The following is a 24,212-nucleotide window of genomic DNA, read 5'->3' as shown; positions in this document are numbered from 1 at the left end:
GCGCCGTGGACAGGCAGCCCCGTACGGCGGCGGCGCCGGCCACCGGAGCGAGCCGCGCCGTGACCCTGCGGCAACCGCGCAGGTCAGAAACCGTATAGCGCCGGTATAGCGGGCGAACCCAGTCTCGGATCCATCGAACGGACCGCGGAGTCACCGGACTCCGGACAGCGATCCCTCTTGGAGCCGAGATGACCGACGTGGACCTGACGACCGCCCTTGACGCCGCCCGGAAGCAGGAGATCAAGGAAATCGTCTGCGACATCCTTGAGATCGACGAGGACGAGGTCACCGAGACCAGCCTCTTCAAGGAGGAGCACGACGCGGACTCCCTCCGCGCGATCGAGATCCTCGCCGCCCTGGAGCGCACCCAGAAGGTCACCATCGACCAGGCCGAGCTGAGCCGCATGGTCAATCTGCGGGGCGTGTACGTCGTCGTCGCCGAAGCCTCCGCGAACTGACCCGCCGACCGGCAGCCGTGCCCGTCGTCACCGACCGTCGGACGGGTGGGAGGAGCTTCGATGAACACAGTTGACCGCGACGGCGGGCGCCGCGTCGTCATCACCGGACTCGGCGTCGTGACCAGCATCGGCATCGGCGTCGAGGCGTTCACCGCCGGACTGCGCGAGGGCCGCGGCGGCGTCAAGCCGATCACCGCCTTCGACACCACCGGCTTCGCCCACGCCAACGCCTGCGAGGTCACCGACTTCCGGCCCGAACGCTGGATCCTGCGCCAGGACCCCGAAGAACTGGGCCGCGCCAGCCAGTTCGCGGTCGCCGCGGCCCGGATGGCGGTCGAGGACGCGGGGTTCACCGCCGAGGGCGTACGGGCCCACCGCTCCCTGGTGTCCGTCGGCACCACGGACGGCGAGTCCCGCGACCTGGACCAGCTCGTCGCCGCCGGACTCCGGGACGGCCCCGCGGGCTACGACCCCGTCGTGGCCCGGCGCATCCCCGCCGGCCGGCTCTCCGCGGGCATCGTGCGCGAACTGGAGCTGGAGGACGTCGAGGCCGTCACCATCCCGACCGCCTGCGCCGCGGGCAACTACGCCGTCGGCTACGGCTACGACGCACTCCGCAGCGGCGATGTCGACATCGCGCTCTGCGGTGGCGCGGACGCACTCTGCCGCAAGACCTTCACCGGCTTCTACCGGCTCGGCACGATCGCCCCCGAGGTGTGCCGGCCCTTCGACAAGGACCGCGAGGGAATCCTCACCGGCGAGGGCGCGGGCATCCTCCTCATGGAGAGCCTGGAATCGGCGCTCGCCCGCGGGGCGCGCATCTACGCCGAGGTGCGCGGCTACGGGCTCGCCTGCGACGCGCTCCACCCCGTCGCCCCCGACCGCGACAGCATCGCCCGCACCATCGAGATCGCCCACCGCAACGCGGGCATCACGCCCGGCCAGGTCGACTTCGTCTCCGCGCACGGCACCGGCACCAAGGCCAACGACATCACGGAAGCGGGCGCCATCCGCCAGGTGTTCGGCGACGACGCCCTGCCGCGCACGGTCTCCATCAAATCGATGATCGGCCACAGCATGGGGGCCGCCAGCGCGGTCGCCGCCGCCGCGTGCGCGCTCGCGATCACGGAGGGCTTCATCCCGCCGACCGTCAACCACCGGGAGACCGACCCCGAATGCGGAGTCGACTGTGTGCCCAACCAGGCCGTCGAGGCGGAGCTGGACATCGTGCAGAACAACGCCCTGGCCTTCGGCGGCAACAACGCCGTCCTCATCCTCGGCGCGTACCGGGGTGCGGCATGAGCTGGGTCGTGACGGGCATGGGAGCCGTGGCCAGCATCGGCGCCGGCACCGGCGAGATCTTCGCCTCCCTCGTCGCGGGCCGCAGTGGGCTCGCCGAGCTGCGCGGCTACGACCGCAGCAGATTCCGGGCGTCGGTGGCGTACGAGATCGACGACCGTCCCGCGCCCGGTGTCGACGAGCCCCTGCGGGCCACCCGCTGGCTGGAGCAGGCCGTGGGGGCCGCGGCCGCGGACGCCGGGCTCGGCGACGACCTGTCCGCCGTGCCGGTGCTCGTCGGCACCACCCTGCGCGAACTGCGGTCCGTCGAGCTGTCCTGGCGCGACGGCGTCCCCTTCGACGCCCGCGACCTCCACTTCGGGACCATGCTGCGGCGGCGGTTCGGCGCGGCCGACACCCACACGGTCGCCAACGCCTGCTCCGCCTCCCTCTACACCCTCGCCCTCGGCACCGATCTGCTCGACCTCGGCCACGCCGACACCGTCGTCGTCGCGGGAGTCGACACCATCACCGAGAGCACCTACGGACTCCTCGACCGCTGCTACCCCGAAGCCCCCGACCGGGTCAGGCCCTTCGACCGGGCCCGGCGCGGAATGCTCCAGGGGGAGGGCGCCGTCGCGGTGGTCCTGCGCCGGGAGAGCGACGGGCCCGGAGCCGCGCACCGGGTGCACGCCCGGGTGCGGGGGGTCGCGGTCAACTGCGACGCCCACCACCCCTCCGCCCCCGAGACCGGGAACATCTCCTCGGCGATCAGGGAGGCCCACCGCAGGGCCGGTGTGCGACCCGCCGACATCGATCTCGTCATGTTGCACGGCACCGGTACGCCCCTGAACGACGAGGCCGAATCGGCGGCGCTGAGCGCGGTGTTCGCGGGGGTCGACCCGTCGCCGTACATGACCGCGATCAAGTCGATGACCGGTCACACGGCGGGTGCGTCGGGGCTGCACAGTCTGGTCGCGGCCGTGGACGCGCTCCGTACGGGAACGGTCCCGCCGACCGTCCACCTCGACGATCCCGTGGACGCCGTCGCCGGGTTCCGCCTGGTGCGGGGAGCGGCCGAGCGGCCCGCCGGGCCGATGCGGCTGGCGCAGATCGACTCGTTCGGATTCGGCGGCCTGAACGCCGTCGCCGTCGTGGAGTCGTGGGAAGCCTCCGGGGCACCCGGGGCACCCGGGATACCCGAGACACTCGGGGCACCCGGGGCGGGGGGTGGGGAGCGGTGAGCGTCGTCGTCACCGGGGTCGGTCTCGCCGTACGCGGGGCCGGACGGGCCGCCGATCTGCTCGGGCCGCTGCCCGGCTGCCGTTCGGGCTTTCCCGACCCCGTGTCCCGGCTCACCGGGCGGGGACTGCGTTACAAGGACCGTGCCACCAAACTCGCCATGGCCGCCGCGCGGGACGCGCTGACGGAGGCCGGGCTCGTCGACGCGGACGGGGAGCCGGCCGTGCCGGGCCGCACCGTCGGGGTCGTCGCCAGCACCAACTACGGCAACGCCGACACGGTCTGCGACACCGTACGGACCATCGCCGATCACACCTACCTGGGCACCAGCCCGATGATGCTGCCCGCCACGTCCAGCAATGTGACGGCCTCGTGGGTCGCCATCACGCATGGGCTGCGCGGGGCGAATCTCACCCTCTGCAACGGTCCGACGTCCGGTGTGGACGCCGTCCACTGGGCCCGGCTGCTCATCGCGGCCGGGCGGGTCGACCGGGTCCTCGTCGTCGGGACCGAGCCGGACAACCCGGCCGTACGGCATATCACGGGCCACGGCGCGCGTCCGGACCGGGCCGGGAGTACGCGTCCCGCCGGGCGCGGGCGTCCCGGTGGGAACGCGGTGACGGGTGGGAGCACGGACTCCGCCGAAGCGGCCGCGGAGGCGGCCGTGGACGCGGCCGGGGACCGCGGTGCCCCGGAGGCCCCCGGGCCCTTCGACGGGGCGGCGGCGCTCGTCGTCGAGTCCGCCGCGTCCGCCGGGGCCCGGGGTGCCCGCACCCTCGCCGCGATCGGCCCCTACGCCCGCAGGGGCGAACACGCCACCGCGGTCACGGCGGTCCGCAGACGGCTGCCGGGGCGGGTCGGTCTCTGGTGCGTACCGGAACACCGGGACGGTGTGCCCGCGCCCGCGCCGTCCCTGGGCGCGGTGGCGGACAACCCCCTTGTGCACGATCTGTCCGCCCTGCTCGGGCCCGCCTCGGGCGCGCTGGGGATCCTCCAGTGCGTCGCCGCGACCGCCTGGCTGGAGCGGCGGCCGGACCCGGGGCAGGTGCTCGTCAGCGCCGGGGCGGGCGCCGCCGGAGGAGACGACGCCAGCGCCGCGCTCCTGCTCACGGCGGGCCTCCCGGGCGAAGCCGGGGACGGTCGCACCGGCGGCGCCGACGGCGGTGTCCGATGAGCGCGCCCGCCCGTCCGCCGTCCCCCGCCCGTCCGCCGTCCCCCGTACGGCTGCGGCGCGCGGCACGGAACACGCCGCCGGTCCGGCTGCTGACCCTCCACGGTCTCGCGGGCAGCGCCTCGATCTGGCGGGGCTATGAGCGGCGCGCCCCCGAAGAGGCCGAGCTGTGGGAGGCCGAGCTGCCGTGGGGCACCGCCGGGGACACCGCCTGGAGTCTCCGCGACGACCCGGCCGACCACATCGGACGGGCCCTGGACGCCGTGCCCGGAGGCGTGGATCTCGTCGTCGCGCACTCGTTCGCCGCCGGGCCCGCTCTGGAGGCGCTGGCCCGTCGCGCGGCGGCCGGCTCCCCGGCTCCGCCGCCCCGCGCGGCCGTGATCGTCGCGCCCTTCCACCGCCGCTCGCCCGCCGACTTCGGCTGGGAGGACGCGGCGTACTACCTCAACGGATTCCACCGCATCCTCGAAGACGGCCTGCGGATCGGCTCCGGCGGCCGAATCGGTGACGGGCTGCTCCGGGACATGGCCCTGCGGGTGCGCGACCGGGTCGGGCCGTACGGCTGGCAGCAGTTCTTCGGCGCGTATCTGCGCAGCCCCTTCCTGGACGTCACCGCCCTGACCCTGCCCGTACTCGTCGTGGCCGGTGCCGACGACTTCGCCGCGCCGCCCGCCGACGCCCGAGCACTCGCGGCCGCCCTGCCCGACGGGCGGCTCGAACTCATCGACGACTGCGGGCACTTCGCCATGGCCGAGCGGCCCCGGCACTTCGCGGACGCCGTGCACCGGCTGCTGCGCGAGTGCTTCCCGTCCGAGACCAGTCCCCGTTCCCCTGTATCGGAGTTGACGTGACCACCAAGTCCGCCACCGGCGCCGAGGCCGCCGTCCGCGCCCTCGGGCAGCCCAGCACACTGGAGATCAGGCCCCGGTACGAGGGCTCCAACATCTGCACCTGGATCGGCTTCAAGCACGTCAACTACCTCGTCGAGGAAGCCGTCCTGAACCACGTCCGCGGGGCCGGGCTCGCCCCCGGCACGATGTACGAGGTCCACGGGCTGTGCACCGACATCGTCGACATCGACACCCGGATCCTGCACGCCTTCCACATCGACGACACCGCGACCGCGCACGTCCGGCCCCACCGCCGGGCGAAGGACGGCGAACTGCTCCTCGCCGTCGAACTCCACGTCGAGCGCGAGAGCGCCCTCAAGGCCGTCACCTCGACCGTGCGGCTACAGCTGCGGCACGACCCGCGCGGCGGCGGCGAGCTGCCGGTCCCGGCCGCCCTGCGGCCCTACACCGTGGACCGGCTGGCCGCCCGGCCCGGGTGGACGCCCGAGCCGCCCGGTGCCGATCCGTCCGCGGACGACCTGGTCAAGGAGCTGACCGCGGGCCGGAACGCGTACGCCTGGAAGTTCCGTATCCCCTACTGGTACTGCCACTTCACCGAGCGCCTCCAGATGTCCGGCTATCTGCGGCTGATGGAGGAGGCCAAGGACCGGCTCGTCGCCGACCGGGGGGTCTCCATCAAGACCCTGCTCGACGAGCGGAACTGGATCCCCGTGGTCCCCCACTCCCGGATCACCGTCCTCGACGAGGCGCGGATGGAGGAGGACCTCTACACCGTGCTGACCGTGGAGGACGTCTTCAAGGGCTTCACCTACACCTCGCGCATGGACACGTACGTCGTACGGGACGGCGAGCTGATCCAGACGTCCACCGGGCGGATCACCCACGGCTACGCGGTCATCGAGAACCGCCGTGACTGGAGTCTGGTGGCCTTCGACGACCGGATGAACGCGGCGCTCAAGGGGCGGTCCCCCGCCGCGGCCGGGGGCCGGCCGGTATGAACCACGAGGTCCGGGTCACCGGGGTCGGCGCCGTCACCTGCCACGGTGCCGGCGCGGACGGCCTGTGGCGGGCCATGACGGCGGCCCGGGTCCGGCCGCCGGACCGGGTGGCGGATCCCGGCGCCCGGATGGAGCTGCCGCTGATCGGCCTGGTGCCGGACCCCGACTTCACGGGGGACCGGGCCGTACGGTTCGCCGTCGCCGCGGCCGGGGAGGCGCTGCGGGACGCGCGGCTGGACGCGGAGGCGCTCGCCGGGGCGCGGACCGCCGTGGTCATCGGCAGCTGCATGGGCGAGCCCGGCCCCAATGAGCGCGGCCGGGGTCGGGGGGCCGGGAGCGGTGAGCGCGGCCGGGGCGGGGGAGCCGGGAGCGGGGCGTGGGTCCCGCCGTTCCGGCTGGCCACGGAACTCGCCGCGGCACTGGGGATCTTCGGGACCGTGCACGACATCGGCAACGCCTGCGCGGCCGGTGCGTACGCCATCGGTGCCGCCGCGGATCTGATCCGGGCCGGGGAGGCGGACATCGTGCTCGCCGGGGGCTCCGACGCGTACTCCCGGGTCGCCCTGGGGTGCTTCAACCGGCTGGGCGCGGTCGACCCCGAACGCTGCCGCCCCTTCGAAGCCGACCGCGCCGGGACGGTGTTCGCCGAAGGCGCGGGGATCCTCGTCCTGGAGTCCGCGGCGCACGCGGCGGCGCGGGGCGCGGGGGAGGGGCCCCGGCTGGGCGGGAGCGGATGGAGCTGCGACGCGGGACATCCGACGGCGCCGGAGGAGAACGGGGAGCAGATCGCCCGGGCGGTGCGGGAGGCGATGGGGACGCGGGGGCTCGGGCCCGGGTCCGGCACCGGGTCCGGCTTCGCGTCCGGGCCCGGGCCGGAGAGGATCGGGGCCGTGGTGCCGCACGGGACCGGGACACGGCTCAACGACGTCCTGGAGAGCGCGGTGCTGGGGCGGGTCCTCGGGGAGGACGTGCGTGAGGTTCCGCTGTACAGCCTGAAGGCGCTGATCGGGCACACGGGAGGCGCGTCGGCCGCGCTGGGCGCGGTGGCGGCGGTGCTGATGCTCCGGAAGGGGCGGGTGCCGGGGAACGTGCCGCTGAAGGAGCGGGACGCCGAGTGCCGGGTGCGGGTGGCCGAGGGGGAGGCGGTGGAGCTGGGGAGGGGAGTGCTGGTGAACGCGTGTGGATTCGGCGGGAACAACGCGGTGCTGCTGTTCGAGGGCGCGGCCGGTGCGCCGGGGCCCCACCCCGGGCCCCGCGGCTCCCGGGCCGGCGGGGCCGGTTCCGGGGCGCGTGTGCCCCGCTCCGGCGGGGCCGGTTCCGCGATCCACGCCTCACGCGCCGGCGGGGCCGGGTCCGGTGGTCCGGGATGAGCGGGGGGTGGGGGCGGGGGCTGCTGGTCACCGGGGTGGGGGTGGTCACTCCGGGAGGGGACGCACCCGGGGGCGGCGAGCCCGCGCCCTCCGGTGAGCCGTGGTTCGACCACCGGGCGCGGCTGGGGCCCCGGGGGTACAAGTATCTGCCCGCCGCCGCGCAGTACGCGCTGGCCGCCGTGCGGGGGGCCGTTGCCGACGGAGGGCGGCCGGGGCGGGTGGCCGCCGAGCGCCGGGGGCTGGTGCTGGCCACCAACGGCGGGCTCGCGAAGGTCTTCGACGCGATGGACGCGACCATCGTGGAGAGGGGAGCGGAGGCCATCTCGCCGGCTCTCGCGCCCTACTTCGCCGTCAATGTGCTCGGCAACCGGCTGGCCGCGGAGCTGGAACTGAAGGGCTTCGCCCTGACCGTCACGGCCGAGCGGACGGCCGCCCTCGACGCTCTCTCCGTCGGGGCGCGGGCGCTCGCGAACGGGCGGTGCGGGAGCCTGGTGCTCGCCGCGACGGAGGACGCGCTGCCCGGGGGCCGTGCCGGGGAGCAGGGCGCCGTGGCGCTGACCCTGGAGCCCGGGGCGCGCGCGTCCGGCGAGCCGGGGGACCCCGGGGCGCCCGACGAGCCGGGAGAGCCCGGGGCGCCCCGGCAACACGGGGAGTCCGGGCACCACGGGGACGCCGAGGGGCCCAGGGCCCGGGCGCAGGCCGTGGTCCGGGCGCGGTCGGTGTTCGTACCGCCCGGGGCACTGGAGACGCGGCGGGGCCGGGCCCGGGCGGACGCCCTCCTGGCCGGTCTGCTCGAAGGGCTCGGCGGCCCGCTGACCGTCCGCGCCCAGCTCGACGCCTCCGCCGTCTCCGGGGCCGTACGGAGCGCCGTGTCCGCCGTCCACGGCGGTGTTCCCGAACCGGCCGCAGGTGAACGGCACACCGGGTGCCTGCGGCCGGCGGTCGAGCTCGCGCGAGCCGTCACGGAGCACGGGGGCGACAGCCTCGTCGTCACCGCGACCGGCGCCGGACACATCGCGCTCGTCCATGTCACCCCCCACCGCACACCCCATCTCACACGGGAGTCCGCATGCTGACGTCGCTGCAGGGGAGCTGGTGCCTGGTCCTCGGGGCGTCCAGCGGGATCGGGGCCGCCATCGCCCGGGGGCTCGCGCGGGAGGGCGTGCACATCGCCGGGGTCCACTTCGACACGGGCGCCCGTACGGAGGAGGTCGCGGCCGTCGTCGACGGGATCAGGGCGTACGGAGTGGAGGCCAGGTTCTTCAACGCCAACGCCGCCTCCCGCGCCACCCGCGACCGGCTCGTACCGGAGATCGCCGGGCTGACCGGGGACGCGGGCGGCATCCGGATCCTGGTGCACTCGCTCGCGTTCGGCACCCTCGTGCCGTTCCTGCCGAGGGACGGCTGGGAGAAGCCGCTCACCGGCAGGCAGCTGGAGATGACGCTCGACGTCATGGCCCACAGCCTCGTCTACTGGACCCAGGACCTCGCCGCGGCGAAGCTCCTGCGCCCCGGCTCCAAGGTGTACGCGATGACCAGCGCGGGCGTCGTCCAGGCGCTGCCCAGCTACGGTGCCGTCTCCGCCGCCAAGAGCGCGCTGGAGTCGCACGTACGCCAACTGGCCTGCGAACTGGCCCCCCACGGCGTCGCCGTCAACGCGCTGCGCGCCGGGGTGACCCTCACGCCCGCGCTCCGGCGCATCCCCGAGCACGCCGGGTACGTCGCCCGCGCGGCGGAGAACAATCCGCACGGCAGGCTCACCCGGCCCGAGGACGTCGCCGAGGCGGTCGCCGTCCTCTCCCGTACCGACTCGTCCTGGCTGACCGGCAACACCATCGGCGTCGACGGCGGGGAGCTGCACGCCGCCGCCGGGGCCTGGGGCTGAGCGCCGACTCCCGTCACCGAAGAGGAGCACAAACCGATGAGTGTCAGTCGTGCCACCGGGGCGGACCCGGACACCCTGGTCGTCTCCGGCTGGTCGGCGGCCTCGCCCTACGGCCTGGGCGCCGCCGCCTTCGCCGCCGGAGTGCGGGAGGACCGGGACGCGGTGCGCCCCGGCGACCGGGACCTCGGACCGTACGAACGCGCCGGGCTGCTCCCGGACTTCGACATCAGGAGGGTCCTGGGCCGCAAGGGCACCCGTGCCATGGACCGGGCCACCGCGATCGCCGTCGCGACCGTGGGGATGCTGCTGGAGGAGGCGGGGCCGGGGCTCGCCGCCGACCGCCCCGAGGCCGTCGGCATGGTCCTCGGCACCGGGCACGGCAGCGTCCAGAGCATCATGGACTTCACCCGGGACTCCCTCACCGGGGAGAAGCCCTACCACGTCGACCCGGCGGCCTTCCCCAACACGGTGATGAACCGCGCCGCCGGACAGAGCGCCATCTGGCACACCCTCAGGGGCCCCAACACCACCCTCGCGGGCGGGGCGCCGACCGGATTGCTGACGCTCAGCTACGCGGCCCGGCTGCTGCGGCGCGGGCACTGCGAGGCGGTGCTGTGCGGCGCGGTGGAGGAGTTCTCGGCCGAACGCGCCTGGCTGGAGTACCGGGCCAGGACCGGCAGTGCGCACCGGCAGCCCGCCGGGCCGCTCGGCGAGGGCTGCGCGCTGTTCCTGCTGGAGCCGTACGGCCGGGCCCTCGCCCACGGCCGTACCGCGCACGCCTCCCTGCTCTCCTGCCGCTTCACCGCCTTCCACGACCCGGAGGACGCGCCGCGGGCGGTCACCCGGGCCGTGACCGAGGCGCTGAAGGACGCGTCCGTCGAACCCGGTGAGGTCGCCCTGCTGGTGCCGTCCGACACCGGGGGCCCGCTCGGGGCCCGCGAGGACGCCGCACTCGGCGCGGTCTTCGGGGAGAGCGGGCCGCCCCGGCTGCGGCTGCGGCGGCTCATCGGCGATACCTCCGCGGCGTCCGCCTCGCTCCAGCTGGCCGCCGCGGTCTGCGTGCCCGACGGCCGGCGGCGGCCGGTGCTCATCACCTCCGTCGACCCGGACGGGCAGACCGGTGCCGTGGTCCTGCGGACCGGCAACCCCTGACCGGCTCTCACCCCTCACCACCCGGAAGGACGCGTGTTCACCATGTCCGACACCCACACCGCCCCCGTACTCGACAAGGAGCGGCTGCGCGACCTGGTCGCCGAGGTCCTCGACCTCGACACCGCCGAGGTCACCGACACGGCCCACTTCACGGAGGACCTCGACGTCGACTCCCTGATGGCGCTGGAGATCACCGTCCGGCTGGAGAAGGAGTACGGGGTACGGCTCGCCGAGGACGAGCTGACCTCGATCTCCTCGCTCGGCGCGACCTACGACCTGCTGGTGCGGAAGCTGGCGGACGCCGGATGAGCGCCGCCACCCCGCTCGGGCCCCTGGAAGTGGTCCGCCGTGGCCCGGGGGGCGCGGCGTCCGTCTTCGACGTGGCCCCCGGCGACCCGGTGCTCGCCGGGCACTATCCCGGGTTCGCCGTGCTGCCGGGCGTCTATCTGATCGAGGCGGTGGACCGTACGGTACGGGACTGGGCCGGGCCCCTCGAAGGCGCCGACGGCACCGGCCCCGGCCCCGGCACCGGCCCCGGCAGCCGGCCCGGAGCCGGGGCCGGCACGGCGGCCGCACCCCCGCGGCCCCGCCGCGTGGAACTCGCCGCCATGGACCGCTGCCGGTTCCGTCGGCCCGTCCACCCCGGCGACCGCGTCTTCACGGACGTCACGGTCCGCCGGGACGGCGACGTCCTGCTGTGCCGGGCGGCCGTGGGCACCAACCGGGGCAGGGTCGCCGACATCACCCTGCGCTACCGCTACGAGGAGTACGAGGAGACCGATTCCCCGTGACCGGTGTCTACGGAGTCGAACGCGTCAAGAACACCATTCCGCACCGGGGCGAGATCCTGCTCGTCGACCGGGTCGCGGACGTGCGGCCGGGCGAGAGCCTGACCGCCTACAAGGCGATCTCCGGCAACGAGCCCTGCTACGCGGCCCTCGGCGGGGACGCGGGCGCCCGCGACTACGCCTACCCCGTCTCGCTCGTGATCGAGTCGTGGGCCCAGTCCGCGGTCCTGCTGTCCGTGTGGGACAGCCCCAACCCGGACGTGCTGGCCGGGAAGGTCGAACTCGCCGGTTCCCTCAACGAGGTCACCATGGGCCCCCGCGCCCACCCCGGCGACGTCCTCGAACACCGGGTGCGGCTGGTCAAGTCCCTCGGGGAGACCGCGGTCCTCGCCGGGCGGACGCTCGTCGCCGGCCGCGAGGTGCTGAACGTCGGCACGTTCGTCGTCGCGCTGCGCGATGTCACCGAACTGCTGCCCGCGCCCGGCCCCGCCCTGCTGAGCATATGAGGAGGAGTGACAGTGTCCGCTGAGAACGCCAAGGTCGCGCTGGTCACCGGCGGTTCGCGGGGCATCGGCCGCGCCGTGGTCGAGCGGCTCGCCCGCGACGGCCACGACATCGCCTTCTGCTACCGCTCCGACGAGCAGGCGGCGGCCGTCGTGGAGAAAGCGGTCAGGCAGCTCGGCCGCAAGGTCCTCTCGCGCCGTCTCGACGTTACGGACCGCACCCGGACCCGGGAGTTCGTCACCGCCGCCGAGGAGGTGCTCGGCCCGGCGACCGCCGCGGTCACCTCCGCCGGGATCACCCGCGACAGCCCGCTCGTGCTGATGCCCGACGAGGACTGGGACGCGGTCCTGCGGACCAATCTGGACGGGACGTACAACCTGTGCCGCGCGATCGCCTTCCCCATGGTCAAGCGGGGCGGCGGCGCCATCGTGACGATCTCCTCGGTCGCCGGGGTCGCGGGCAACGCCGGCCAGACCAACTACTCCGCGTCCAAGGCCGGGATCATCGGCTTCACGCGGGCGCTCGCGAAGGAGGCGGGACGGCACGGCATCCGCGCGAACGTCGTGGCACCCGGCTTCATCGACACCGACATGACGTCCGTCCTGCCGGAGAAGGTCTCCCGGGACATGCGGCAGCGCATTCCGCTGAAGCGCTTCGGCCGGCCGGAGGACGTCGCGTCGATGGTGGCGTATCTGGTGTCGCCCGGCGCCTCGTACATCACCGGGCAGGTGTTCCGGGTGGACGGCGGAATCGCGCTGTGACGGCACGACCCGGGCGCGCGGGGGCCGCGAGGCGCACCAGACGGCCGCCGCGCTTCTACTTCTCGCTGCGCAGCCCGTACTCGTGGCTCGCCCACCGCGATCTGCTCGACCGGTACCCCGATGTCGCGTCCGCCGTCGTCTGGGTGCCGTTCTTCGAGCCGGACGGGCTGAGCCGGGAACTCCTCGCCCGGGCGGGAGGCGCCTTCCCGTACACGCCGATGTCGGCGGAGAAGCACCGCTACATCCTCCAGGACGTACGGCGTCTGGCCGCCGACCGCGGGCTGTCGTTCAGCTGGCCCGTCGACCGCGATCCCGTGTGGGAGATCCCCCACCTCGGCTATCTGGTCGCGGCCCGCCACGGCCGGGGCCCCGCCTATGTCGCGCTCGCGGCGCGCGCCCGCTGGGAGCTGGGGCTGGACATCTGCGATCCGTCGGTGATCGCCGGATTCGGGCCCGAACTGGGCCTGGACGGGCGGGAACTGGCGCTGGCCGCCGACGACCCCGGACTGCGCGAGGAGGGGGTGCGGGTACTGCTCGACATCCAGCGGGACGGCGTCTTCGGAGTGCCGTTCTTCGTCGACCACTACGACAAGTACTGGGGCCTGGACCGGCTTCCGCGGTTCGCGGCGGCCCTGGCGGCGAGGTCCCCGGCCGGTGCCGGGGCGCCCCCGGCGTCCCCCGCGTCCCCTGCCACCGGGGAGGCCGCGCGGGCCGGGGAGGCTCCGGTCCGGGCCGCCGCGCCGGGGCGTTCCGTCGACGACGGACACGCGGGCGGGTGCGGCTGAACGCCCGGCTCTCCGGCCGGCCCCGGCCACCCGTCCCACCGGCCCGGGGGGAGCCCCCGGGTGCCCGCCGCCATCGGGGCGGGCCCGGCACCCGGTCCCCACCGCACGGACACGGGCAGGGGCACCCGTCCCGGGGCCGTCGCGCGCGCCGTCGCCGTGCCGGGCTCCCCACCGCCTCCTCGGCCCCCGGAGCGCCGTACGGGCCGCCGGGCGCCGCCCGCGCCCGGGACGCGGGAATCCCCCGGGCGCTCCCGGCCCGTTACCGGTCTCCCGTGGCCCGTGCCCGCGTATAGGAGCGCCATAGCCGTGCTGACTTCGATAGGCCCGTACGCCACCCGAAGACCCGAGAAGGGGTGAACGTGAGCAGCGAGGAGTCCGGCTTCGAGAGCTTCGTCGGGGCGCTGCGGCGCAGGGCCGGGGACACGCCCGCGCACACCGCCGTCCGGTACTGGACCGCCCAGGGCGAGGAGGAGCTGTCGTACGCGGAGCTGGACCGCGCCGCACGCGCCGGGGCCCGGCGGCTCGCCGAGGACGTCGCGCCCGGCGGCCGGGTGCTGCTCGCGTGCGGACCGGGCACCGGGTTCGTCCGGGGGTTTGTGGCGTGCCTGTACGCGGGTGCGGTGCCCGTTCCCGTACCGGTGCCGGGCGGATTCGGGAGGCAGGAGTCCCGGACGGCGGCGATCGCGCGGGACACGGGCGCGCGGCTCGTCCTCACGGACGAGGCGTCGCTGCCCGCCGTGAGCGGCTGGCTGAAGCGGGAGCGGGCCGAACCGCCCGGACCCGCCAAGGTACCGGAACTGCCCGCACCGCCCGGAGTACCGGAACCGGCCGGAGCGTCCGAGTCCGCCGCGTTCGCCGGACTGCCCGTGCTCACCGTCGAGTCGGCCGAGCGCGAGGGCGGCCCCGACGGCTGGAGGGAACGCCCGGTCCGGCCCGGCGCCCTGTGCTTCCTCCAGTACACCTCCGGATCGACCAGCGATCCCAAGGGCGTGATGGTCCCGCACGGCGCGCTCGTCCACAACATCCGGCTGATGCGCGACTGCCACGGCTGGCACGGCGGCATGACGTGGTGCAGCTGGCTGCCCGCCTACCACGACATGGGGCTCATCGCGATGACGCTGACCCCGCTGTATGTCGGCGGAACCGCCGTGCTGATGTCGGCGACCGACTTCCTCAAACGGCCCGTCTCCTGGCTGCGGCTCATCGAACGCCACGGCGCGGAGATCAGCTGCGCCCCCAACTTCGCGTACGAACTGTGCGCCCGCCGGCTCACCGAGGAGCAGACCGCCGGGCTCGATCTGACGCGCTGGCGGTACGCCTGCAACGGCGCCGAGCCCGTGAACCCGGCGACCCTCACCCGTTTCGCCCGGCGCTTCCACGGCCACGGCTTCGCACCGAAGGCCCTGCTCCCCGGCTACGGACTCGCCGAGGCCACCCTCTTCGTCTCCGGCGCCCGTGCCGACCGGCCGCCCACCGTGCTGCGCGCGGACCCGGCGGCCCTCGGGCGCGGCGAGCTGACACCGGCCGGCGAGGGCGCTCGCGGGCAGGAGGTGGCGAGCAGCGGAATCGTCCGCGGACTCGATGTGCGGATCGTGGACCCCCGTACGTCGGCCGAGGTCCCGGACGGCACGGTCGGCGAGATCTGGATACGCGGGGAGAGCGTCGCCCTCGGCTACTGGAACCGTCCCGAGGAGACCGCCCGTACCTTCCGCGCGGCCACCGCCGCCGGCGAGGACGGCTTTCTGCGGACCGGGGATCTCGGGGTGCTGCGCGACGGCGAGCTGTACGTCACCGGCCGCATCAAGGAGATGATCATCGTGCACGGGCGGAATCTCTATCCGCACGACATCGAGCACACCCTGAGCGAACTGTCCCCGTCCTTCGCCGCGCTGCCCGCCGCCGTCTTCCCGGTCCGGCCGGACGGCGGCCAGGGACCCGAGGAGATCGTCGCCGTCCAGGAGCTGCGCGCCCGGGGGCTGACGGCCAGGGAACTCACCGCGCTGGCCCGTACCGCGCGGACACGCCTGGCGCAGCGGCTGGGCGTGGGCGTCGGAGGGCTGGTCCTGGTCAGGGTGGGCCGGATCCGGCGGACGACGAGCGGCAAGATCCAGCGCTCCCTGATGCGGACCCTGTTCGAGAACGACGAGCTGGAGCCGCTGCACGAGGAGCTGTCGGCAAAGGTCACCGCCGCTTTCCGGACCGGGGCCGCCGAGGGCTCCGCGCCCCGTCGCCCGGCCGCGGGCGGGGAGCCCGGACCGGCGCTCGCCGTGCCCGCCGACCGCCGGTCCGGCGCCCTCGGCACCGCGCTGGAGGACGCGCTCGGCGATCCGCGCGATGCCCGGCGGGCGTTCTCCTTCCGCCGCTGCGCCGAACTGGACCGGGCGGAGGTCTTTCCGGCCGGGATCTGCCGGGAACTGGACGCGCTGGGTGTGCCGCGCTGGTTCGTGCCCGAGCGGCACGGCGGTGAACTCCGCGGCGGCGAGGACCTGCTGGAGATCATCCGCACCCTGGGCCGGCGGGACTTCACGGTCGCGCTCGGCCATGTCAAGACCTACCTCGGAGCCGTCTCCGTCTGGGTGGCGGGCACCCCCGCGCAGGCGGCGGCCCTGGGCGCTCGGGTCGTGGACGGCGCCGTCGTCTCGCTGGCGCTGACCGAGCAGGCGCACGGCAGCGATCTGCTGGCCGGGGACCTCACCGCCGTACCGACCGAGGACGGCTGGCGGCTCGACGGCGAGAAGTGGCTGATCAACAACGCCACCAGGGCCGGGCTGGTCTGTGTGCTCGCCCGTACCCGGCCGGAGGGCGGAGCCCGGGGATTCAGTCTCTTCCTCGTCGACAAGTCCGCGCTCGTGCCCGGCAGTTGGCGTCCGCTGGGGCGCGTGCCGACGCACGGCGTGCGGGGCGCGGACATCAGCGGTATCGCCTTCGACGGCGCGGAGCTGGGGCGGGACGCGCTGATCGGTGCCGAGGGGAGCGGCCTGGAGACCATCCTCAAGGGCTTCCAGATCACCCGTACGCTCTGCTCGGCGATGTCCCTCGGCATGGTGGACCAGGCCCTGCGGACCGCCGTGGACTTCGCCCGTACGCACCGGCTCTACAACCGGCCCCTCGCCGAACTCCCGGAAGCCGCCCGCACCCTGGCCGAGGCGTACGCCGATCTGCTCGCCATGGAGGCCGTCGCCCTGGTCGCCACCCGGTCGGTCCACACCCTGACCGGGGAACAGAGCGCGGTCTCCGCCGTGGTGAAGTATCTCGTGCCGACCCTCGGGGACGAGGTCGTCGGCGCGCTGCGGGGGCTGCTCGGGGCGCGGGCGATGCTGGTCACCGACCACGCCCACGGCCTCTTCCAGAAGATCGAGCGCGACCACCGGATCGTCGGCATCTTCGACGGCAGCACGGCCGTGAATCTCCACGCGCTGATCAACCAGTTCCCGGTCCTGGCCCGTGGCTTCCGCAGGCGTCTCGCCGACGAGGACGGTGTCGCGCGCGCCGCCCGGCTGGACCGGCCGCCGCCCGAGCTGGACCACGGCCGGCTCACGCTCCACTCCCGTACCGGCTCCAGCGTCGTCCAGTCGCTGCCGCGCGCGCTGGAACGGCTGCGCGCCGCCGGTGTCCCGGCCGCGACAGCCGCCCGCGCCGGGCACCTCGCCGCCCTCGCGGACGTACTCCACGAGGAGATGGCCGCCCACCGGCACACCGCCCGTGAGGTCCCGGAGTCCGCCTTCGCGCTCGCCCGCCGCTACGCGCTGGTGTACGCGGGGGCCGCGAGCCTCCATCTGTGGCTGGAGAACCGGGGGACGGCCGTGGCCGGGGGGCCGCCGTGGTCCGGCACGGTCTGGCTGGACGCCGTACTGGTCCGGCTCATCGGCCGGCTGACCGGTGAACCGGACCTGGACGACACCGAGGGTCCGGCGCTCGACGCCCTGCTGCACGCCCTGCACACCCAGCACGGCAGCGGACTGCTGTTCTCGCTGCTGCACAGCCCGCTGGCCGAGGGCCCGGTCCCGGCGGCGGGGCCGGCCGGGAGCGCGGCCGGGGCGGATACGGAGGAAGCGGCATGACGCACGCCCCGACGACCCCCGACGCCGTCAAGGCTCCCGCCGGGCCCTCCGAGTCCTTCGCCTCCCGGGCCGAGCGCCTCGAAGCGCTGCTCGGCGATCCCCTGGACCCGGCCAATCCGCTCGGCCGGCGGGCCGTGCTCGCCGCCGACGAACGCGGTGAACTGCTGCCCGAGGGCGAGCGGGCGCTGCGCGCGTACGGCCTCGGGGCCGAGTTCGTGCCGACCGCGCTCGGGGGCCGGTTCGACCGTGCCGACGAGCTGGCGCGGCTGATGCGGTCCGTCTTCCGGCGCGACTGCGCCCTCGGCGTCGGACACGGCATCACCAGCTTCATCGCGGCCCTGCCCGTCTGGGCCGACGGCACCGGCGAGCAGCGGAGGCGGGCCGCCGATGTGCTGCTCTCGGGCGGCCGGATCGCCGCCGCGTACACCGAACTCGACCACGGCAGCGACTTCGCGAGGATCTCGCTCACCGCCCGGCCGGACTCCGGCGGATATGTGCTCCACGGCGGCAAGCAGCTCGTCAACAACATCGGGCGCGCCGAGGCGGCGGTGTTCTTCGTCCGCACCGACGACCGGCCCGGCAGCCGGGGCCACTCCCATCTGCTGGTCGGCCTCGGCGATCTGCCGCCGGGCGGCGCGGACCGCTCCGCCCGGTACCCGACCTCCGGAGTGCGCGGCTGCCTCCTCGGCGGTATCGAGTTCGACGGCTGCCGGGTGCCGGGGGACACCCTGCTCGGCGCGGAGGGCGGGGCCATGGAGACCGTGCTGAAGGTCTTCCAGGTCACCCGGAGCGTGCTGCCCGGCATGGTCGTCGGGGTCGGCGACACCCAGTTGCGCACGGTGCTGTCGTTCGCGCGGGAACGGATGCTGTACGGGCGTCCGGTGGCCGCCCTGCCGCACGCGCGCGGGATCCTGACCGGGGCCTTCCTCGACCTGCTGGTCTGCGACGCGCTCGCCACGGTCGGGGCGCGGTCGCTGCATCTGCTGCCCGGGGAGGCGAGCGTACGGTCGGCGGCCGTGAAGTACCTGGTGCCCAAGCTGCTCCAGGACAACTCCTACCGGCTCTCCGTCCTGCTGGGCGCACGCGGCTATCTGCGGGAGGGGCCGCACGCGGTCTTCCAGAAGGCGGCCCGGGATCTGCCGGTCGTGGCGCTCGCCCACGCCGGCGGCGCGGTCTGCCGCGCGAACATCGTCCCCCAGCTCCCCCGGCTCGCCGACCACGCCTGGCTCCCGGCCCTGGCCGCCGCGGGATTCCCGTCCGGCGCCGGGCCGGGGGCCGCCGCGCCCGCCCCCGGCTTCGCCGGTCCGGCGGAGCCGCACCGGACCGCGCCCTGTGGCACGGAGCCCGCCCGGTCCCTGTTCCGGCTCGACGACCCGCTGCCGCCGCTGGACCTCGGACGGCTCTCGCTCACCAGCCGGGGCGACACCCTCGCCGGGACGCTTCCGGTGATCGCCCGTGAGCTCGGCGCCCGGGACGACCTGCCCCGGCTCGCCGCACTCGCCCGGCTCTTCGCCGACCAGCTCGCCGATCTCGCCCACCGTTCGGCCGCGCTGCCGCCGCGCGACCGGACGCCGGTCGCCGGGCGCCGCGGGTTCCTGCTGGCCGACCGCTACGCCCATCTGCTGGCCGCCGCCTCCTGCCTCGGCGTCTGGTACGAGGCCGACGCGGCCGCCTCGGCGGGCTTCGCCGCGGACCCGCTGTGGGTGACGGGCGCGCTCACCCGCATCGCCGAGCGCCTCGGCCTCGGCCCGCCCCCGCTCCGCGACGACGACGTACGGCGGCTCGGCGAGGAGCTGACCGCACGCCACGACAGCGCCCGCACCTTCGACCTCTTCCACGGACGGCTCGCCCAGCGGCCCGTCCCCGCTCAGGGAGCCGCATCATGACGACCGATGGCACCGCCTCCGCCTCCTCCACCGCCTACGCTTCCTCCACCGCTTCCGCCTCCGCCTCCGCTTCCGCCTCCGCCTCCGCTTCCGCCTCCGCCTCCGCTTCCGCCTCCGCTTCCGCTTCCGCCGGCGACATCCGCGCCTGGCTGCTCGACCGGATCGCCTACTACCTGGAGCGCTCCCCGGACGGCATCGACCCCGCCGCCGACCTCGCCGGCCTCGGCCTCGACTCCGTATACGCCCTGACGCTCTGCGGGGACGTCGAGGACCGTTTCGGCCTCGCCGTCGAACCGACCCTCGCCTGGGACCATCCGACCGTCGACGCGATCACCGCCCACCTCACGCAGGAGCTGGCGGCGCGGTGATGGGCCGGGAAGGGGCAGCCGTCCCCGCGCGACCGTTCCCCGGGATTCTGGCGACCGTGGGCAATACGCCCCTGGTCGAATTCGACCGGCTGCTGCCGGAGTCCGGATTCCGGGTCTTCGGGAAGATCGAGCGGTTCAACCCCGGCGGCAGCATCAAGGACCGTTCCGCGCTCGGCATGCTGCTGCACGCGATCCGCGGCGGCGAGGTGGAGCCCGGCCGCTCCGTCATCGTCGAGTCCAGCTCCGGCAACCTCGCCGTCGGACTCGCCCAGATCTGCCGCTACTTCGGGCTCCGGTTCGTCTGCGTCGTCGACGAGAAGACCACCGAGCAGAACCTCGCCGTGCTGCGCGCCTTCCGCGCCGAGGTGGAGGTCGTCAAAGAACGCGACCCGGCCACCGGGGAGTTCCTGCCGGTCCGGCTCCGCCGCGTACGCGAACTGGTGGCCGACATCCCGCACGCGTACTGGCCCAACCAGTACGCCAGCCTCCTCAACCCCAAGGCCCACGAGACGACCATGCGCGAGATCGAGGAGGCTCTCGACGGCAAGGTCGACTACCTCTTCTGCTCGATCAGCACCTTCGGCACCCTGCGCGGCTGCGCCGACCACATCAGGGCGCGCGGACTGGACACCACGATCGTCGCCGTGGACGCGCGCGGCAGCGCGATCTTCGGCCAGGAGCCCGCCCAGCGCCTCATCCCGGGACACGGCGCCTCCGTCGTACCGCCGCTGATGGACCCCCTCGCCGCCGACGACGTCGTCCACATCTCCGACCTGGAGTGCGTCGTCGCCTGCCGGCGGCTCATCGACCGCGAGGCGGTGCTCGCGGGCGGCTCGTCCGGCGCGACCGTCGCCGCGCTGTGGAAGTACCGGGGCCGGGTCCCCGAGGGCTCGAACTGCGTCCTGGTCTTCCCCGACGGCGGCGACCGCTACCTCGACACGATCTACTCCGACACCTGGGTGAGCCGGCACTTCGGCGAGGTCACCCATCTGTGGAAGGACTGAACCGCCGATGCCCCTGTCGATCAGCCAGGAAGGGCTGTGGCTGGCGCACCAACTGGACCCCGCGAGCCCCGCGTACAACGTGGTGCTCGCCGTCCGGATCCGGGACCGGATCCGCACCGGGGCGCTCCAGGAGGCGCTGACCGCGGTCACGGACCGCCATGAACTGCTGCGCTCCCGCTTCGTCGCGGGCGCCGACGGCCCCGAGAGAGTGAGGGGCCCGGCCGGCTCCGTACGCCTCGACGTACGGGAGGTGCCGTCGGCCGGTGACGAGGAACTGTTCCGGCTCGCCCGGCGGGCCGCGGGGGAGCCCTTCGACCTCGCGGGCGACGGCGCGTTCCGGGCCGTGCTGCTGCGGCGGGCGCCCGACGACTCCGTGCTCGTCACCGCCACCCACCACCTCGTCAGCGACGCCACCTCGCAGTGGCTGATCGTCCGCGACCTGCTCACCGCGTACGGGCAGCTGGCCCGCGGGCGCCGGCCCGATCTCGGCCCGCCCCCCGCGCCCTGGGACGACCGGGTCTCGGCCGAGCAGCGCCTGCTGGCCTCGCCCCGCGGCGAACGCGCCCGCGCCCACTGGCAGTCGGTCGTCGACGGCGTACCGGCGGCGGAACTGTCCACCGACCGGCCGCGGCCCGCCCGGCGCACCCTGAACGGCGCGACCCATGAACTCGTCCTGCCGCCGGAGACCGGCCGGGCCCTGATCGCCGCGGCGGCGGCCTCCGCCACCACCCCCTTCGCCTGGCTCCTCGCCACCTTCCAGGCCGCCCTGCACCGCTCCGGCTGCGGACTGCGGTTCCTCATCGGCTGCCCGGTCAGCACCCGGCTGTCCCCCGGCACCCGGCAGGCCGTCGGCTACTACGTCAACGCCCTGCCCATCACCGCGTCCTTCACCCCCACCACCACGCTGGCCGACCTGGTCGCATCGGCGAAACGGCAGCTCACGCAGGGCCTGGCACACGCCGGACACCCCACCGAACTGCTCGGGCGCAAACAGCTCTTCCACATCTCGATGACCCTGGTCGCCGCCGACCGGCTGCCCGCCGGGGAACTGTTCGACGGGCCCGCCACCGTCGGCGGGGTGCGCGTCGAACTCTGCGACGTACCGCAGCAGGAGGGACAGCAGGACCTCACCGTCGAAGTCCTCCAGGGAGCCGCCGGGTTCCGGTCCCTGATGCGGTTCAACACCGACCTGTACGAGCGGGACAGCATCGAGCGTCTCGCGGACATCCACCTGCGGATGATCGGGGCCGCGCTCACCGACCCCCGCACACCTGTCGGCCGGGTCCCGCTCGTCGACGAGGACGACCTGGCCTCCCTGCTCGCCCTCGGGAGCGGTACTCCATGACCGCGGGCCCCGGCACCGCCGGATCCCCCCACCGGGTCAGCCTGCCGGGCGGCCCCGAGGTGTGGTGCACCCATGTGCCCGCCGCCGTCGTCATGTGGCGGGAGATGCTCCCGCCCGGCGCGTACCACCGTGCCGCGGCCGGGCTCCGCGACGGCGGCACCCTGCTCGACATCGGCGCCAACATCGGTCTGATGTCGCTCTACTGCGCACGACTGCGCCCCGGTATCCGTGTCATCGCCGTCGAACCCGCCCCCGAGCTGCACGCCTGCCTCGAACGCAACCTCGCCCGCCACACCACCGGCGCCGTCGCCGAATGCCTCGCCGTCACCGACCGCCCCGGTCTGGTGCGCTTCACCTACTACCCCGGCGCCCCCGGCAACTCCGGCATCCGCGCGGACCGCGAGGCCGACGACGAGATCACCCGGGTCTTCCTGCGGAACACGGGTGTCGGCCCCGAGGACGCCGAGGAACTCCTCGAAGGGCTCCACGACGGCATCGAGCTGACCGTGCCCGCCGTCACCGTCTCCGATCTGGTCCGGCGGTACGGGCTGACCCGGGTCGACCTCCTCAAGGTCGACGTCGAACGCGCGGAACTCGACGTCCTGCGCGGCGTCGAACCCGGCCACTGGCCCCTGATCCGCTCGGTGGTCGCCGAGGCCCACGACGAGAACGGCCGGCTCGCCGAGCTGGCCGGGCTGCTGCTCGCCCAGGGCTTCGAGGTCTCCGTCCACCAGGACCCGCTCCTGAGCGGCACCGGTCTGTACGACGTCGAGGCGCGCCGTCCCGGCTGAGCGCGCACCCGCGCACCCGCGCGTGCGAGCGGCCCGTCCGCCGGACCGCGGGCGGGGGCACGAGCGCGATCCGCCGTATAGGGCGGCTATAGCGGCCCCGGCCAGCATCACCACCACACGCAGCGGACCACAGGAAGGCACCCCATGCTGATCCTCCGGCGCAGCGACGTCACGGATGTGCTGTCCGGCCGCGAGGCCGAGACCATCGACCTGGTCGCCGACGCCTACCGCCTCCACGACGAGGGACTGACCTCCCTCCCGCACTCCACGTTCCTCCGCTTCCCGGAGGAACGGCACGGCCGGGACCGGATCATCGGGCTGCCGGCGTACCGGGGCGGCGAGCGGCCCGTCGCCGGGATGAAGTGGATCGCCTCCTTCCCCGGCAATGTGGCCTCCGGCAGGGAACGGGCCAGCGCGTCGATCGTGCTCAACTCGCTCGACGACGGGCATCCGGTGGCGCTGGTCGAGGGCGCGGTGATCTCCGCCCGGCGGACCGCCGCGAGCGCGGCCCTGGCCGCCCGGGAACTCACCGCCGGGAACGCGCCCGACACCGTGCTGCTCATCGGCTGCGGGGTCATCAACCTGGAGATCCTGCGCTTTCTCACCGCCGCCCTCCCCGGGCTGCGCCAGGCCGCGCTGTACGACACCGAACCGGAGCGCGCGGCCCGGTTCGCCGAGCGGTGCGCGCGGGAGGTGCCCGGGGTGAAGGCGTACCCGGTACGGAACGCGGCCGAGGCACTCGGCGAGCACCGGCTGGTGTCGCTGGCCACGACCGCCGCCGTCCCGCACATGGACCTGTCGGCCTGCGGGCCCGACACGACCGTGCTGCACATCTCGCTGCGCGACCTGACCGCCGACGCGATCCTGCGCGCGCTCAACGTCGTCGACGACGCCGACCACGTCTGCCGGGAGCGGACCTCACTGGACCTCGCCCAGCGGCGCACGGGCGACCGGAGCTTCGTGGCCGCGTCGATCGGCGCGCTGCTGCGGGGCACCGCCGCGATCGATCGCGAGCCGCGACGGCCCGTCGTGTTCTCCCCGTTCGGGCTCGGTGTGCTCGACATCGCGCTCGCCGAGTACGTACGGACCGAGGCCGCCCGCCGGGGCCTCGGCGTCCGGGTCGAGGGCTTTCTGCCCGCGTGAGGCCCGCCGCGACGGCCGGGTGACGCCCGCGGGCGTTCGCGGTCGCCCCCGTCCCGCCTCTCCATCCCCTCCACCAGCACCCGCCGAAGAAACAGGAGTTCAGCATGACCACCGCCGAGCACACCGACGACGACCGCATCTACCGCGTCGTGCTCAACGACGAGGAGCAGTACTCGATCTGGGCCGCCGGCCGCGAGATTCCCGCCGGCTGGCACGCCGAGGGCACCGAGGGCACGCGTGAGCAGTGCCTCGCCCGGATCTCCGAGGTGTGGACCGACATGCGCCCGCTGAGTCTGCGGACGCGCATGGACGCGTCCGCCGCCTCGGCCTGACCCCCCGCCCGTCACCAGGTCTTCGACAGGAGCACTCAC

General features: G+C 74.6%; 23 protein-coding genes. All 23 read left to right on the top strand.

Annotation, left to right across the window (positions count from 1 at the left end; genetic code table 11):
* The first annotated feature begins 188 nt into the window (after nucleotides 1-188).
* The 23 genes from ACFYT4_RS04605 to ACFYT4_RS04495 all read left to right on the top strand — a co-directional run bounded on the left by ACFYT4_RS04605 (nucleotide 189) and on the right by ACFYT4_RS04495 (nucleotide 24,173).
* Nucleotides 189-458 (top strand): acyl carrier protein, encoded by a 270-nt coding sequence (locus tag ACFYT4_RS04605; protein WP_389265209.1) that lies wholly within the window; start codon nucleotides 189-191, stop codon nucleotides 456-458.
* Between the two features lie 60 nt (nucleotides 459-518).
* Nucleotides 519-1,760, top strand: a complete 1,242-nt coding sequence (locus tag ACFYT4_RS04600) for a beta-ketoacyl-[acyl-carrier-protein] synthase family protein (protein ID WP_389265207.1) — start codon at nucleotides 519-521, stop codon at nucleotides 1,758-1,760.
* Nucleotides 1,757-2,980 (top strand): beta-ketoacyl synthase N-terminal-like domain-containing protein, encoded by a 1,224-nt coding sequence (locus tag ACFYT4_RS04595; protein WP_389265205.1) that lies wholly within the window; start codon nucleotides 1,757-1,759, stop codon nucleotides 2,978-2,980. Before ACFYT4_RS04600 ends, ACFYT4_RS04595 begins: the two co-directional genes overlap by 4 nt.
* On the top strand, nucleotides 2,977-4,152 hold the full coding sequence (locus ACFYT4_RS04590) for a beta-ketoacyl synthase N-terminal-like domain-containing protein (protein WP_389265203.1): 1,176 nt from the start codon (nucleotides 2,977-2,979) through the stop codon (nucleotides 4,150-4,152). Before ACFYT4_RS04595 ends, ACFYT4_RS04590 begins: the two co-directional genes overlap by 4 nt.
* The gene (locus ACFYT4_RS04585; RefSeq protein ID WP_389265201.1) at nucleotides 4,149-5,000 is read left to right on the top strand and encodes an alpha/beta fold hydrolase; all 852 of its coding nucleotides are present in this window, start codon (nucleotides 4,149-4,151) and stop codon (nucleotides 4,998-5,000) included. Before ACFYT4_RS04590 ends, ACFYT4_RS04585 begins: the two co-directional genes overlap by 4 nt.
* Nucleotides 4,997-5,998: a hypothetical protein gene (locus tag ACFYT4_RS04580; RefSeq protein WP_389265199.1), complete on the top strand. Its 1,002-nt coding sequence runs from the start codon at nucleotides 4,997-4,999 to the stop codon at nucleotides 5,996-5,998. Before ACFYT4_RS04585 ends, ACFYT4_RS04580 begins: the two co-directional genes overlap by 4 nt.
* On the top strand, nucleotides 5,995-7,368 hold the full coding sequence (locus ACFYT4_RS04575; protein WP_389265197.1) for a beta-ketoacyl synthase N-terminal-like domain-containing protein: 1,374 nt from the start codon (nucleotides 5,995-5,997) through the stop codon (nucleotides 7,366-7,368). The genes ACFYT4_RS04580 and ACFYT4_RS04575 overlap by 4 nt, the downstream gene beginning before the upstream one ends.
* Nucleotides 7,365-8,444, top strand: coding sequence for a beta-ketoacyl synthase N-terminal-like domain-containing protein (locus tag ACFYT4_RS04570; protein ID WP_389265195.1), 1,080 nt, complete (start codon nucleotides 7,365-7,367; stop codon nucleotides 8,442-8,444). Before ACFYT4_RS04575 ends, ACFYT4_RS04570 begins: the two co-directional genes overlap by 4 nt.
* Nucleotides 8,438-9,253, top strand: coding sequence for an SDR family oxidoreductase (locus ACFYT4_RS04565; protein WP_389265193.1), 816 nt, complete (start codon nucleotides 8,438-8,440; stop codon nucleotides 9,251-9,253). Before ACFYT4_RS04570 ends, ACFYT4_RS04565 begins: the two co-directional genes overlap by 7 nt.
* A gap of 36 nt (nucleotides 9,254-9,289) precedes the next feature.
* Complete coding sequence (locus ACFYT4_RS04560; RefSeq protein ID WP_389265191.1) at nucleotides 9,290-10,405, top strand: beta-ketoacyl synthase N-terminal-like domain-containing protein; 1,116 nt, start codon at nucleotides 9,290-9,292, stop codon at nucleotides 10,403-10,405.
* A 42-nt stretch (nucleotides 10,406-10,447) separates the two neighbouring features.
* Nucleotides 10,448-10,714, top strand: coding sequence for an acyl carrier protein (locus tag ACFYT4_RS04555; RefSeq protein ID WP_389265189.1), 267 nt, complete (start codon nucleotides 10,448-10,450; stop codon nucleotides 10,712-10,714).
* Nucleotides 10,711-11,196, top strand: a complete 486-nt coding sequence (locus tag ACFYT4_RS04550; protein WP_389265187.1) for a hypothetical protein — start codon at nucleotides 10,711-10,713, stop codon at nucleotides 11,194-11,196. Before ACFYT4_RS04555 ends, ACFYT4_RS04550 begins: the two co-directional genes overlap by 4 nt.
* Complete coding sequence (locus tag ACFYT4_RS04545) at nucleotides 11,193-11,699, top strand: 3-hydroxyacyl-ACP dehydratase FabZ family protein (protein WP_389265185.1); 507 nt, start codon at nucleotides 11,193-11,195, stop codon at nucleotides 11,697-11,699. Before ACFYT4_RS04550 ends, ACFYT4_RS04545 begins: the two co-directional genes overlap by 4 nt.
* Before the next feature lie 12 nt (nucleotides 11,700-11,711).
* Nucleotides 11,712-12,458, top strand: coding sequence for a 3-oxoacyl-[acyl-carrier-protein] reductase (fabG, locus tag ACFYT4_RS04540; RefSeq protein ID WP_389265183.1), 747 nt, complete (start codon nucleotides 11,712-11,714; stop codon nucleotides 12,456-12,458).
* Nucleotides 12,455-13,243 carry a 2-hydroxychromene-2-carboxylate isomerase gene (locus ACFYT4_RS04535; protein WP_389265181.1) on the top strand — a complete coding sequence of 263 codons (789 nt, stop codon included), beginning with the start codon at nucleotides 12,455-12,457 and terminating at the stop codon, nucleotides 13,241-13,243. Before fabG ends, ACFYT4_RS04535 begins: the two co-directional genes overlap by 4 nt.
* A gap of 359 nt (nucleotides 13,244-13,602) precedes the next feature.
* Nucleotides 13,603-17,304 carry an AMP-binding protein gene (locus tag ACFYT4_RS04530; protein ID WP_389265179.1) on the top strand — a complete coding sequence of 1,234 codons (3,702 nt, stop codon included), beginning with the start codon at nucleotides 13,603-13,605 and terminating at the stop codon, nucleotides 17,302-17,304.
* Complete coding sequence (locus ACFYT4_RS04525) at nucleotides 17,301-19,190, top strand: acyl-CoA dehydrogenase (protein ID WP_389265177.1); 1,890 nt, start codon at nucleotides 17,301-17,303, stop codon at nucleotides 19,188-19,190. Before ACFYT4_RS04530 ends, ACFYT4_RS04525 begins: the two co-directional genes overlap by 4 nt.
* Nucleotides 19,187-19,558: an acyl carrier protein gene (locus ACFYT4_RS04520; RefSeq protein ID WP_389265175.1), complete on the top strand. Its 372-nt coding sequence runs from the start codon at nucleotides 19,187-19,189 to the stop codon at nucleotides 19,556-19,558. Before ACFYT4_RS04525 ends, ACFYT4_RS04520 begins: the two co-directional genes overlap by 4 nt.
* Complete coding sequence (gene sbnA, locus ACFYT4_RS04515; RefSeq protein ID WP_389265173.1) at nucleotides 19,558-20,562, top strand: 2,3-diaminopropionate biosynthesis protein SbnA; 1,005 nt, start codon at nucleotides 19,558-19,560, stop codon at nucleotides 20,560-20,562. The genes ACFYT4_RS04520 and sbnA overlap by 1 nt, the downstream gene beginning before the upstream one ends.
* Nucleotides 20,563-20,569: 7 nt before the next feature.
* On the top strand, nucleotides 20,570-21,907 hold the full coding sequence (locus ACFYT4_RS04510; RefSeq protein WP_389265171.1) for a condensation domain-containing protein: 1,338 nt from the start codon (nucleotides 20,570-20,572) through the stop codon (nucleotides 21,905-21,907).
* A complete protein-coding gene (locus ACFYT4_RS04505) occupies nucleotides 21,904-22,698 on the top strand; it encodes an FkbM family methyltransferase (protein ID WP_389265169.1) in 795 nt (264 codons plus the stop codon). The genes ACFYT4_RS04510 and ACFYT4_RS04505 overlap by 4 nt, the downstream gene beginning before the upstream one ends.
* Before the next feature lie 144 nt (nucleotides 22,699-22,842).
* A complete protein-coding gene (gene sbnB, locus ACFYT4_RS04500) occupies nucleotides 22,843-23,841 on the top strand; it encodes a 2,3-diaminopropionate biosynthesis protein SbnB (RefSeq protein ID WP_389265166.1) in 999 nt (332 codons plus the stop codon).
* Nucleotides 23,842-23,945: 104 nt separating this feature from the next.
* Nucleotides 23,946-24,173: an MbtH family protein gene (locus ACFYT4_RS04495; protein ID WP_389265164.1), complete on the top strand. Its 228-nt coding sequence runs from the start codon at nucleotides 23,946-23,948 to the stop codon at nucleotides 24,171-24,173.
* The last annotated feature ends 39 nt before the right edge of the window (nucleotides 24,174-24,212 follow it).

It is taken from the genome of Streptomyces sp. NPDC004609 (genome assembly GCF_042873655.1).
Taxonomy (GTDB): Bacteria; Actinomycetota; Actinomycetes; order Streptomycetales; family Streptomycetaceae; genus Streptomyces.
Note: the sequence above shows the minus strand (reverse complement) of the source record. Positions and strands in the feature narration are given on the sequence as shown.